Raw genomic sequence first — 12,182 nt, forward strand, 5'->3', positions numbered from 1 at the left:
CGCCATCGGGCGGAAGTGGTGGACAACCCCCGTTTGTGGGGGCCACACACGCCAAACGGATCTTTGAGGCCCATGATATCGCCGAGGCCCGTATGCACCTCGCCGCCTTCGTTGCGCGCTTCGAAAAAAGCGCACCCAAGACCGTCACCTGTTTGGAGGAGGGATTCGAAGACGCTCTCAGTGTGATTGTACTGCCCGAAAAATACCGCAAGCGGCTGCGCACCACCAACATGCAGGAGCGCTTAAACGAGGAGATCCGCCGCCGGGAGCGGGTGATCCGCATCTTCCCGAACACCGACTCGGCCCTGCGCCTTATCGGTGCCCTGCTGGCCGAGCAGAACGAGGCCTGGGCCGAGCGGCACTACCTCGACATGGATGAATTCCAGGAGTGGTGGGCAGGGCGACAACCCACGCACGCCGGGGGCAATATCGTGGCGCTGAGTTAGAAAAGGGACGTCATTACCGGATCGAATTTATAGCAGAGATTGGACTTGACCCCGGAATGGGCTTTGTGGGGGTTTTTGGGGGCCAGGGGGAGGCCCGGTCAACCACTTGTTTAGAGACGTTAAAAGGCCGTCGGAACCGCTGTCTCGAGGACGCCTTTCATGCCGGCACATCATGCCCAAGCCAACGGTCGACGCCAAGCAGCTGGCGGAAGTGCAGCATGGTTCCCTCCGGCAAGACCCAGTGGTTCAGGAAAACGTCCAGACCGAGTTGGAAGATGCCGAGTCAAAATCCTGCCGCCGCGGGCGCATCCGGCCGATTTCAGTCGTAAGCGGTAATGTGGGCCCGCCCAGCAAGACGGGTTGCGCCTGCCGAGGAGACCGGTGGCATGCCGCGTCATCGCGCGCGAAGCGGGCACGTTCGGTGCTGCCCGTATGCGAGCCTCACGGCAGGTCGGGGCCGCTTGGTCCGTGCTACAATCGGGCGAGGATTTTTGCGAAGAGGTAGCGCCCATGAAACAGATAGCGGAAGCGGTCATTGACGAGAACGGTCAAATCCATCTCATGGAACCGCTGCACGTCACAGGCCCCCACCGTGCCCTCGTGACCGTGCTCGATGAGCCGCCGGCGGGCTGGGACGAGACGCTTGCGGCGGCGGAGCAATCTCTGGCGCAGGACTGGCTGCGCCCCGAAGAGGACGAGGCATGGGCGCACCTGCAGTAGGCGCCATCATCCTGATTCCGTTCCCTTTCTCGGACTTGTCCGGTACGAAGAAGAGGCCGGCTTTGGTTCTGGCGGATACGGGGCGTGGCGATTGGGTGTGCGCGCAGATTACCAGCAACCCGTACGGGGACGCCGCGGCCGTCATGCTTACCGAAGACGACTGTGTGGGCGGGTCCCTTGCGCGGACAAGCTATATCCGCCCCGGCAAGCTCTTCACGGCCCATCAGAGTCTGTTCGTCCGTGTCGTGGCAAGCGTTCAGGCGGACGCTCTCGCCCACGTCCGGCACGCTGTGATTGCCCTGGTCCAGACGGGAAGGTCGCCCGCTCCATAATAGGAGGCCGCCTGTCAGCAACGACCCGGGCCGGGCGTTCCCGCCCTCCATGGGACAGCGTTTTTTCTGCCAAGGTTCTCGGGCGCTTTGCTTGACACCGAGATGCTATCCCGCAGCAGGCTGGGGTGGCACAACAATCAATCCGAAGCAGCACAACTTCCTCCGTAGTTCCTCGCATCTGCGCTGGCGTCAACCCGATGTTGAGGCCTGGCTCGTGGCATTGCCTACCCGGGCGGCCGGGAGGCCCAGTCGCGCCGGAAAACTGCTTGTCCCCGTGGGGGGCCTGTCGGCGCACCTTGTCTCCGTTGCAACGTAATTCCCGGAATCGTAGACTTATTCCCAAACGTCTCGCGTGAACCTTGCTTTTGCATCGGCGCGCCTTCGTAACTTCTGGCACAGGGAGATGACCACGGCAACAGGGAAAAGGGCCGCATCAGGTGCTTCAGGAATTTGGCGCAATCCAGCTTCGTCGAAACGACAAAAAAAGGTGGCGGCATCCGACTTGGCGCAGGGGCCGCGACACAAAAAGAAGCAACGAGGCTAAACTCGCCCCTTGAGCTCCGAGGTTGATAGAGATGGTGGCTGCACATGATTTGGTGCGCACGTTCCTGAGGGATGCCGAGGATATAGCGGATGGGTTTATTGGGGCTTTCAATCTGTTAACGATCATGTAAATCCGCGTCTTTCTGACACAAAGACGCGGATTTACATGATCGTTAACAGGGGGTCAGCACTTTCAGCGCTGTTACATACAGACCGTATGCAAACGCGGTGGTGGCGAGCCCCAGATAGAGGGCGATCAGTCCATTGCGAGGCGATAGAAACAAGCTCAAGGAGGGTGCAGCGGCAGGTGTCAACGCGAGCTCCGCGATTAGCAGCGCCAGTGCGGTACATGCGAGTCCGTCGCCTTCGCGTGTTTGGAGCGCTGCCGTAGCTTGCGTGAACACCGCATACAGGGCGCCACTTAGAATAGCGAAGCCGATCCCTTGAGTGAGGACAGCGCGACCGTGCGCCAAAATCAAGGCGCCGCCGGTTATGCCCAGTATCGCGGCTATCCACCAGCGTGTGGTCAAGTTCGCGCGCTGCGTCGTGGCAGTCAGGAAGCTCGCTACCAAGAGCGCAGCCGTGGTCGTCAGGAGGGTCGCGAGTGCAGCGCCCATGTCGGCTACTGCGACAAAAAAACTCCACTGGAACGCTGCTAAGGCAAGCGCTGCGAGCAGGAGGGAGCCACGCTGGTTGATATCGCGCGCGGTGCTCAGGCGCCGGGATCCCAACATCAGCGTGAGAATAATGCCCCCGATCAACAGGCGTGCGTCGGCGAAGGCCGCGGCCGGAATGTTGGGTGTGGCCAGACGGCTCGCGACCCCCGCAGTCCCCCACAGGAATGCGGCCATTGTGGCGCGCGCGTACGCCGGTACTGCCAGATATTTCATGAGGATCCTGAGCGATGCGGTGATATGCCAGGATTATTGAGCCGGGCCGGGCGCCCCGACCAGTGGCCCGATCGCCATTATTCGATATAATCGGGCCATCATTCGCAGGAGTGCCCTTCGTGGATACCGACACGATTGCCGTGATCGCCTTCAACGGGATCAGCCCGTTCCATCTCGCGGTGCCGTCCATGGTGTTCGGTGAGGACCGTCGTGCGGTCGGTGCGCCCCCCTTCAAGGTCCTGGTGTGTGCGGCAGAGCCCGGGCTGTTGCAGACGAGCGCTGGTCTTTCGGTGCAGACGCCCTATGGGCTAGGCGATATGGCGCAGGCGGGGACTATCATCGTTCCGAGTTGGCGTAATCCGGAGGAGCCGCCGCCCGCATCGCTCCTCCAGGCGCTGCGCATGGCGTAGGGGCGCGGGGCGCGCCTCGTGGGGCTGTGTCTCGGATCCTTTGTCTTGGCGGCCGCCGGGATCCTCGATGGCCGGCCGGCCACCACCCATTGGTTGTGGGTGGACAAGTTGGCACGCCGCTATCCTGAGGTCGAAGTACGACCCGACGTCCTGTACATCGACGACGGCGATGTGGTGACGTCCGCGGGCACGGCGGCTGGTATTGACTGTTGCCTGCATCTGTTGCGGGTGCAATGCGGCGCCGAGATCGCGAACTACGTGGCCCGACGTATGGTGGTACCCTCACACCGCCCGGGCGGCCAGGCGCAATATATCCAGCGGCCGGTCCCCGTGGCGCCGACTTCCGGTGACCGTTTTGCCGAGGTGCTGGCCTGGGTGGCCAGAAATTTGGGCCAACCCCATCCCCTAGATTCCTTGGCTAAACGTGCCTTGATGAGCCGACGCAGCTTCACCCGTCGGTTCCGTCAGGCGACCGGCACCACCCTGGGGGCATGGCTTGTGAATGAGCGGCTCGCGCTCGCGCAGCGGTTGCTAGAGACAACCGACCAATCAATCGACCGGATTGCGTCGGTGGCGGGTTTTGGATCCTCCGTCTCGTTGCGCCAGCACTTCGCTGCGGCCTTTAAGATTCCGCCTTCTTTCTACCGGCGTACCTTTCGTGGAGGCGCGGGCTAGGTCGGCGCTTATGTCGAGCGGCGCATGACCGCTCATGGCGACCGCAACATGCGGGTGAGTACAAGACCGGCGCTGGCCAGATTTAAGCGCTGTTGTTGCGTGTCGTTACGACAGAAAACTGCGCATGAGCGCGCCTTGTATTGGCCAAGTGCAGCCGCTGTCTGGTGCACCGCCGTATCCTCTGCGCATGGCCATCATTGGTGGTGCAAACACCAGGGAGGCGCGACAGCGTGGCGCCGTGGTTCAACAGGAGAATCAGACGATCGTCTGCAAAGTCGCGCAGAGACAGTCCGCTGCCAACTCCACCACCTCATCGCGTTTGCGATGTCTCACATACGAAACAACCTGGGCGTACCTGTCACGGGGCCGATACAGCTTCACGGTGACTGTTATGGATCGTAATCCTAAAAGATCATGACAAAATGGAAGTGGGTCCGATAAAGGGAAATCGCAACATTCATACCTCATAAGCGCATGCTGGAATATCCCAGGAAACCTGCGCTCCCTATGGGGGCAGGATACAGGCGAGCACGTGGCTACTCATGGCATGACGGGCGAGCTTGCTCACATTCTCGGCCTACCCAAAGATCGCCTTGCACGCACATTCCCCTGTTCCGGGGCCTCGAAAGGCCGAATTGCGCTCACTGCCTTTCATAGGTATGACATACTGTCTATGCTTAGGGACAAGCCATCCGGGCTTTCGGAGCATGATGGCTCGGTGGGGGTGGGTGGCGAACACAGATCTAAGCTCAGAACGCACACTGCGACGCATGACCCGCGCTCACGGCGGGGTCATCGTAATCTTGGGCGCACTGGCCCTTCTAATCCATGTCACGCTCGCGGACCGCATAGGAGCGATCCGCGCTGACGCGCACCTCATTAATCGCGCTGGCCTGGAGCGTATGCATCTTCAGCGCAGCGCGTTGTTAGCGATGCGTCTTGCCGATGCGCCCTTCACCAAAAGACCGGCCCTGCGCGCGGCGTTGCGGAGGCAGGCACACATCATGTGGCGTCTTTGGCGCTCCTTGCCGCCCCTGCGCGCAAGCCGCCCGGGACAGCTGACTGCGCGTCTCGCCGCGTTTGTGGGGGCGCTGCGGGCCGCAGCCCGAGGTGGCGGGCATGCCGCAGCCTCCTTGAAGACTGTAGTCGCTGCGGCCGACGGACCGCTCGTTCCTGCCTTAAATCGGCGGGTTCTTGCCTATCAGCACGCCGCCGATCGCGATAACACCGACTTGGCGGTCTTCGCGCGCGACCAGTTCTTTCTTATGGTAAGCGCGCTCGGCGCGCTTACGCTCTTTATCTTTATGCCCCTCTGGCGACTTATGCGCGCCGAGATCCGCAAGATGAATGATCTGATTGCCTACAATCGCACCTTGTTTGAGGCGGCCCCCGATGGCATCGTTGTAATCGATGAAGGAGGTATCATTGAGGCGTTCAACCCGGCCGCCGAGGTCTTGTTTGGGAGGGCCGCCGAGGATGTCCGGGGCCAGTGTATCGAGCTATTGATGCCGGAGCCTGACCGCAGTCAGCACGCGGGGTATCTCCGGAGGCATCTTGAGACAGGGGAGCGGCGTATTATCGGCCAGCTGCGCGAGGTGACCGCTGTGCGCCAGGACGGAACCCTATTTCCGGTCGAGCTCTCGGTCGGCTCGATTGATGGCGGAAGGCGGCGGTTCGTAGGGCTGCTGCGCGATCTCACCGCACGAAACGCGGCGGAGCGCGCGCTCGAGCTCGTGCACCAGCGCTACCAGGCCCTTGTCGCTAACATAAGCGCCGGAATCTTTCGAGTCGAGGCCGCCAACCCCGCGCGTTTTGTCGAGGTGAATCCCGCGATGCTCACTTTGTTTGACGCACCCGAGCGTGAGGCGTTGTTGGCGCAGCCATTGGCTACGCTTTTTGTACGGGACGAGGATCGCGTGATATTTTCTGAGCAGTGGGATCCGGTGACCTTGGGGGCGGATCGCGAAGTCCTGCTGCGCACCCTTCAGGGGCGCGAGTTCTGGGCGCTTTTGAGCGCCGTGCGTAAACGCGATGCAGGCCAAGTCTATTTCGACGGATTTATGGAGGACGTGACCGAGCGTCGCAAGGCGGCCGAGGCGCTGTCGGCGCTGAATCGGGATTTGCGACAGAGGATTATCGATCTCGATGTGGCTAACAAGGAGCTGGAAGCATTTAGTTACTCGGTTTCTCACGATCTGCGCGCACCGCTCCGAAGCATCGATGGGTTCAGTCAGGCTTTGCTTGAGGATTACGCCGACCTGGTAGATGCAACCGGCCGGGATTATCTCTCCCGCGTGCGCGCCGCGAGCCAGAAGATGGCGCAATTGATCGATGACATTCTACAGCTTTCACGGGTGAGTCGCGCTCGACTCGTGCGTTCTCCCGTGGATCTGAGCGCCATGGCCTACGAGATCGCCGATACTTTGACGGCGGGCAAGACTCACCGCGACGTAGAGTGGCGTATCGAGGCGGGCCTCGGCGTGATGGCTGATGCCGTCTTGATACGTCAAGTGCTGACCAACCTTTTGGCGAATGCCTGGAAGTTTACGTCGAAGCGTACCGATGCGGTCATAGAAGTCGGCCAAGTGTCCAGGGAAGGCGTCCGTGAGATTTTTGTGCGTGACAACGGTGCGGGGTTCGATATGACATATGCGGATCGCCTTTTCGGCGTGTTTCAGCGCCTGCACGCGAGCCATGATTTTGAGGGGACGGGCATCGGTCTGGCAATCGTCCAAAGGATCGTGCGGCGCCACGGCGGTGATGTGCGCGCCCACGGCGAGGTCGGTAAGGGCGCCCGTTTTTCCTTTACGATACCCAACGAGGGGGATTTTGATGCTTCCCGTACCTGAACGCTGCATCCTGTTGGTCGAAGACAATCCTGATGATGAAATGTTGACGCGCCGCGCCTTTGCAAAGAATAACATCACAAACCCAGTCGTTATTGCCCATGATGGCGCCGAGGCTCTCGAATATCTTTTCGACGAGAAGACCAACGCGGAAGGGGGCCAGGGCCTTCCGATATTGACGCTGCTTGACCTAAAGCTTCCTAAAGTCGATGGGCTAACCGTCCTGCGTCGATTGCGGGCGGACCCACGCACTAGGCTATTGCCAGTCGTGATCCTCACTTCGTCCGCGGAGCAGCAGGATCTGATCGAAGGTTACGGACTCGGCGCCAACAGCTATATTCGTAAGCCGGTCGATTTTGCCCAGTTTATGGAGGCGGTGCGTCAGTTGGGTCTGTATTGGCTGGTTTTGAACTCGGCCCCGCCGATGCACGGGTAGGACGAGACTATGGACGCACCTCTTCGAGTGTTGCTGGCGGAGGACGTCGAGGATGACGAGGCGCTGGTGCGCCGCGCCCTCGAAAAAGGAGGCTTGTCGGCAATCATCGAGCGGGTCGCGTCGCGGCAAGCCCTTGCCTATGCTCTCGACAACGGTGCGTATGATATTGTCTTGTCCGATTATTCGATGCCCGAGTTAAGCCCCCACGATGTCCTCGCGGCGCTCGCCGAGCGTAAGATAGACATTCCTCTCATACTTGTGACAGGCACAATTGGTGAGAGTCGCGCTGCCTCCATAATGCGCGCGGGCGCCCATGACTTTATCCTTAAAGAAGACCTTTCGCGACTTGTGCCCGCAATGCAAAGAGAGCTGCGGGAGGCGGAGGGACGTCGCGCGCGGCGAGCCCTGGAAAATGAGAGACGCAAGCTTTCGAGAGTGGTTTCACAGACCGCGGACGCCGTGTTGCTGACCGATCGGGCAGGGCGCATAGAATACGCGAACCCCGCGGCGAGTCGGCAGACCGGCTATAGCGAATCCGAGCTCGTGGGGGCGACACCGGCGATCTTTCGTTCGGGTCTTCATGATGGATCGTTTTATAAAGATCTTTGGAGCACGCTGCTTGCAGGTCAGGAATTCCGTGCGGTTTTTACCAACAAGCGCAAGAACGGCGAGCATTATTTCGAGGCGAAGACGCTCACGCCCTTCAAAGATGAGGCGGGTACTATCGTAGGCTTCATTTCTACAGGACGCGACGTAAGCGAGCTTGTGCGTGTACGCGAGGATCTCGAGCGCTCGCTTTCGATTCTGCGGGCGACCCTCGAATCGACGGCCGATGCTATTGTGGTTACGGACCTTCAACAGAATATCGTTCACTTCAATAAGCAGTATTGTGATCTATGGGGGTGGCCCGGTGTTCCGGGACGGTCTTGGGCGGAACGGGAGAAGGTGATAATGGCACTTGTGTGTGAGCCCAAGTCGCAGTCGGAGGTCATCCGCCACCTCTACGAGCAGCCCGGGGAAACGCGGTCGGCGGTATGGACTTTACAGGACGGACGCGCGATCGAGTACTATTCGCAACCACAGAGGCACGGTGAGCAGGTAATAGGGCGCGTCTGGAGTTTTCGGGATGTGACCGAGCGCGTACGTAACGAACGGCGCCTCGTTTATTTGGCTTACCACGACTCTCTGACGGATCTGCCCAATCGTCAGTTCCTGGAAGAGCATCTCAAGGAGTGGTTTGCGAGGGCGCACGGGAATTGCGCTTACGTGGTGGTGGTGCTTCTGGGCATTGATCGGTTCAGTCTCATAAACGAGACGCTGGGCCATCGGGCGGGCGAGGAAATCCTGAAGACGGCGGCCACCCGCTTGGCGAGGGGGCTTCCGGAGTCGACGATTTTGGCGCGTACCGGTGGCAGTGAGTTCGTTGTCGTACAGGAGGTGGCGAGCGCCGACGAAGGGAAGGAACTCGCTGCGACCCTGCGCGCTGCAGTAGGCGAGCCGCTCATGGTCCAGGGCAAGGAGTTGTTCTTGACCGCAAGCGTGGGGGTCGGACTGTATCCCGATGACTCCACCGACCCCTATGCGCTCTTGCAGCACGCCGATAGCGCCATGGCGCGCGCACTTAGTGATGGCGGGGATATGGTTGCGCGCTATCGGCCACACATGTCATCAGACGCGGCGGAGCGGCTCGCGACCGAGCATGCCCTGCATCGGGGGCTGGCGCAGAACGAGTTTGTGCTCCATTACCAGCCCCAGGTCTGCCTCAAGACGGGGCGCGTAGTCGGCGTCGAGGCGCTCATCCGCTGGCAGGATCCGGAATTAGGCCTCATACCGCCCGGTCGGTTCATCGGCATAGCGGAAGACACAGGTCTCATCGTTCCGATCACCGAATGGGTGCTGGCCACCGCCTGCGCGCAGGCGGTGAGCTGGCGCCGACAAGGGCTGCCCGAAATGGCGATGGCGGTCAATATCTCCGCGCGCCTCTTTAATTTTGGCGACCTCCTCCAGGTCGTGGATCGCGCCCTTGAGGCCACAGGACTTGGGGCGCAGGTTTTGGAGATCGAGATTACCGAGGGCGTGATCATGCGGGATCTCACCCACACGGTCGAGGTTTTGGGGGAACTCCGTCGGCGAGGCGTCCGCTCCAGTGTCGACGATTTTGGCACCGGTTACTGTGCGCTCGGCTACTTGCGCGAATTCCCTCTCGACGTCCTGAAGATCGATCGGTCCTTCGTGCAGCGGCTCGGGAGTGATCCTCGTGACGAAGTCGTGACCCAGACGATCATTCAATTGGCCCACACCTTTTCGCTATCGGTCGTGGCCGAAGGCGCCGAGACCGTCGCGCAGGTGCGCCGGCTCATGGCCCTCGACTGTGATGTTCTTCAGGGATATTACTTTTCTCGCCCCGTGCCGGCGGAGGAGTGTGGGCAGCTTCTGGCGCGCGGGAGACCCTTCGCGCCGCCCACGGGCGACACGGCGCCGTAAATGGGACGGAACCCCAGCCTAGCCGCGCGTCAACTAAGGCCAAAAGCGATACCGGGCGCCGCATATTGACCCGGACGATACGAGCCTCGCGGCCGCACAGAGATCGTTAGCCACGACCCCAATGGGGGCCGCAGGCTGGGGCGGTACCCTTTTCGGAGTTCTTTCCTTTATCGCCCCGCGGCTCCTATGATAGCCTGAGTAGCAAATCCCATTGTCCAGTACCTCTTTTCCCTGATCGATGCGCCATGGCGCGGCACCGAATTGACGAGGATAGCTTGCCCTACATATTTGGTTACCTGAGCTTGATCAACTCCGATTCTGTCCGCTTTAGCACGCAGGATACGGCTCAAAACCTGCTCGTCCCCGCCCGGTTGAGCGGTTATCGCCGAGTCTGGACAAGCTATCGACACCCCACGCTCCAATCACCAAAGCATTATATTTATCTCAACACCTTGGAGGACGTCAGATGTTTTTCCTGGGCGACTCTCGCACCTGCACCAGGCTTCGTCAACGGGGTTTGCTTTGAGATAGACGCCAACGACATCGTGCATGTCGACAGTAGGGAGGTCGGCTACACGCGCACCGAGATCACCGAAAGCCTTAAACCCTATCAAGGCTTCCACTTGAAGTCGGGCGAACCCGTATATACATACTTGTCCCCACCGGGTCGTTTGAACCTGCTGTACCCCAAGACAGTTCCTCATATCAGCGCGGACTACATAAATATGGGATTCCTTGGCGCCCTTTTTGTCGATACTTTGGCCCCGGGATTCTATAACGACTACACCGCCACCACTGATCCCGTAGAGGCGGCTATAAGCGATATTCGCCAGGTGTTTTGGGGGGACGACGGTCGCAGACTTTATCTGCTCGATGAAAAGGATTCCTCTGTCATCTTGCTACATGATTTTGGTCATGCGGTGTTTTTGGCGCACAGCGGGAACGATATCCATCTGGGCCGGAACAGTACCCCAAGTCTCGCTGCGCAAGATTTACGGGCCGTAGCCAAGGACCCTCACTCTCCTTATTATGAGTGCATGCATTGCCACGAGGAAGAGATAGGGCGCCGCCTTGCAAGCCCCGATCCGTGGACATCGGTTTACTTACTAAAAAATCCCGCCCTGACCACCGAGCATGCAGCCCAGATCCGGCGATCTGGCCACTTCCTCGCCCGATTGATACTGAATTACGCAACATGATTAGGGCGATCCGAAAGAAGCTCATAAAAGTGTCGCTTTCCTGGCAAATCCTCCTTTACATAGGCGCGCTCTTTTTCCTGACGTCGTGCCTAAGCGTCGTTCTATCTACCAGCCATAATTTATCCGTAGAGCAGGCCGCTTCTTACCTCGTGTTCTCTTTTCGGCCTGGCAATATTCATGTACCGCGTTCCGACGCTGTACTAAAATGGCTATTCGACGTTTTCGTGATATTTATAACGGCCATATGGCAGGCGATATTTATATTTCGCCTTATGTTTTCCGAGAACTCCCTTCGGTTCTCGAAGAAAATAGCGTTTTACGACTACAAATGCCTTAAAGGTGGAAGTTCCCGCGAAGATCGCCCCTATCTGGTCTTCCGTATATTAAATGACGAAGATGCAGCGATATTTGACATAGACATACAGGTGATCCTTAAATACTTTGATAAGCAATCATCTACAATACAACACTATTCTCTGAAGGTCAGGAATGCCAAAAGGGCCGTCTTGGAACCCGGTAATCCCTTTCGTATTTACATCGACGTAGGCCTTATAGAGGAGGCAGTTGACACAAAATATCTCATCCACAAAGGGGAAGTGGAACGTGATAGTGACAAGGACACGCAAACTATAGATCTACTAGAGGAAGGCGATGACGCGAGCACGGGCCAAAATGTATTGGTTATCATAAAGTCGTATGATGCCACGCTGGATAAGCGTTCTATAACGACCCATGAGTACGAATTTAGCAAGAGGGATGTGGCCATCGGACGGTTTGAGAACATCCGTAGCATTGCGGAATGTCAGGCGGCTGGGCGGTCAGGGCTGAAGTTAAAAAAAGGTTGGCGCGACTTTTACCCATCGGAGATCGATGCGCACTTTGATAAAATTGTCCCTTGCGAAGGGCAGGGCGTTTAAGGGTATGGCCGAAGAGGCAGGGCACATGATTGGCACGTTAAGGATGCGCTAGACCAGGATGACTATAAGGCGCGCATCGCTTAAGGCGCGGAATGACAGTGTTTTAGCGCCGCACGTTCGCCTGGCGGGGGCTTATTGCTTTTCCGTCTGTTGCCAGTCTGACCTTGCCCCACTTTCACAGACACCTCCGGTTCAGGGATAATTACCCTATCGGAGGTTTATATGAGTCGGAAACAGAAGCCACAGAATCACCAAAAAGCGATCTATACGACGGAGTATCGCAC

Annotated in this window: 9 protein-coding genes and 1 pseudogene; 9 read left to right on the top strand and 1 reads right to left on the bottom strand. The window is 59.0% G+C overall.

Annotated elements, in window-relative coordinates:
- The 3 genes from ACYCTF_RS13170 to ACYCTF_RS13180 form a co-directional block, all read left to right on the top strand.
- Positions 1-446 (top strand): transposase (locus ACYCTF_RS13170; RefSeq protein WP_461285013.1); only part of this gene is annotated, 446 nt, incomplete at its 5' end.
- A 510-nt stretch (positions 447-956) separates the two neighbouring features.
- On the top strand, positions 957-1,166 hold the full coding sequence (locus ACYCTF_RS13175; RefSeq protein ID WP_461284251.1) for a hypothetical protein: 210 nt from the start codon (positions 957-959) through the stop codon (positions 1,164-1,166).
- Positions 1,148-1,498 carry a type II toxin-antitoxin system PemK/MazF family toxin gene (locus ACYCTF_RS13180; protein WP_461284252.1) on the top strand — a complete coding sequence of 117 codons (351 nt, stop codon included), beginning with the start codon at positions 1,148-1,150 and terminating at the stop codon, positions 1,496-1,498. The genes ACYCTF_RS13175 and ACYCTF_RS13180 overlap by 19 nt, the downstream gene beginning before the upstream one ends.
- A gap of 716 nt (positions 1,499-2,214) precedes the next feature.
- On the opposite strand, the gene ACYCTF_RS13185 is transcribed toward ACYCTF_RS13180, so the two are convergent.
- The gene (locus tag ACYCTF_RS13185) at positions 2,215-2,931 is read right to left on the bottom strand and encodes an EamA family transporter (protein WP_461284253.1); all 717 of its coding nucleotides are present in this window, start codon (positions 2,929-2,931) and stop codon (positions 2,215-2,217) included.
- An 86-nt stretch (positions 2,932-3,017) separates the two neighbouring features.
- Between ACYCTF_RS13185 and ACYCTF_RS13190 the strand changes: the two are divergent.
- From ACYCTF_RS13190 to ACYCTF_RS13215, 6 genes and pseudogenes are all read left to right on the top strand, one after another.
- Positions 3,018-4,016 (top strand): annotated as a pseudogene (locus tag ACYCTF_RS13190) (helix-turn-helix domain-containing protein).
- Between the two features lie 728 nt (positions 4,017-4,744).
- On the top strand, positions 4,745-6,865 hold the full coding sequence (locus ACYCTF_RS13195) for a PAS domain S-box protein (protein ID WP_461284254.1): 2,121 nt from the start codon (positions 4,745-4,747) through the stop codon (positions 6,863-6,865).
- The gene (locus ACYCTF_RS13200; RefSeq protein ID WP_461284255.1) at positions 6,849-7,298 is read left to right on the top strand and encodes a response regulator; all 450 of its coding nucleotides are present in this window, start codon (positions 6,849-6,851) and stop codon (positions 7,296-7,298) included. The genes ACYCTF_RS13195 and ACYCTF_RS13200 overlap by 17 nt, the downstream gene beginning before the upstream one ends.
- Before the next feature lie 9 nt (positions 7,299-7,307).
- Complete coding sequence (locus ACYCTF_RS13205) at positions 7,308-9,782, top strand: two-component system response regulator (protein ID WP_461285014.1); 2,475 nt, start codon at positions 7,308-7,310, stop codon at positions 9,780-9,782.
- Between the two features lie 275 nt (positions 9,783-10,057).
- Positions 10,058-10,981, top strand: coding sequence for a gamma-glutamylcyclotransferase family protein (locus ACYCTF_RS13210; protein WP_461284257.1), 924 nt, complete (start codon positions 10,058-10,060; stop codon positions 10,979-10,981).
- Positions 10,978-11,898: a hypothetical protein gene (locus ACYCTF_RS13215; RefSeq protein ID WP_461285015.1), complete on the top strand. Its 921-nt coding sequence runs from the start codon at positions 10,978-10,980 to the stop codon at positions 11,896-11,898. The genes ACYCTF_RS13210 and ACYCTF_RS13215 overlap by 4 nt, the downstream gene beginning before the upstream one ends.
- Positions 11,899-12,182 lie beyond the last annotated feature (284 nt).

The organism is Acidiferrobacter sp. (assembly GCF_054609335.1).

Bases quoted from the DNA above. Each gene is read 5' to 3' on its own strand.
- ACYCTF_RS13185 (WP_461284253.1), bottom strand. From the start codon at position 2,931: ATGAAATATCTGGCAGTACCGGCGTACGCGCGCGCCACAATGGCCGCA.
- ACYCTF_RS13175 (WP_461284251.1), top strand. From the start codon at position 957: ATGAAACAGATAGCGGAAGCGGTCATTGACGAGAACGGTCAAATCCAT.
- ACYCTF_RS13200 (WP_461284255.1), top strand. From the start codon at position 6,849: ATGCTTCCCGTACCTGAACGCTGCATCCTGTTGGTCGAAGACAATCCT.
- ACYCTF_RS13180 (WP_461284252.1), top strand. From the start codon at position 1,148: ATGGGCGCACCTGCAGTAGGCGCCATCATCCTGATTCCGTTCCCTTTC.
- ACYCTF_RS13205 (WP_461285014.1), top strand. From the start codon at position 7,308: ATGGACGCACCTCTTCGAGTGTTGCTGGCGGAGGACGTCGAGGATGAC.
- ACYCTF_RS13215 (WP_461285015.1), top strand. From the start codon at position 10,978: ATGATTAGGGCGATCCGAAAGAAGCTCATAAAAGTGTCGCTTTCCTGG.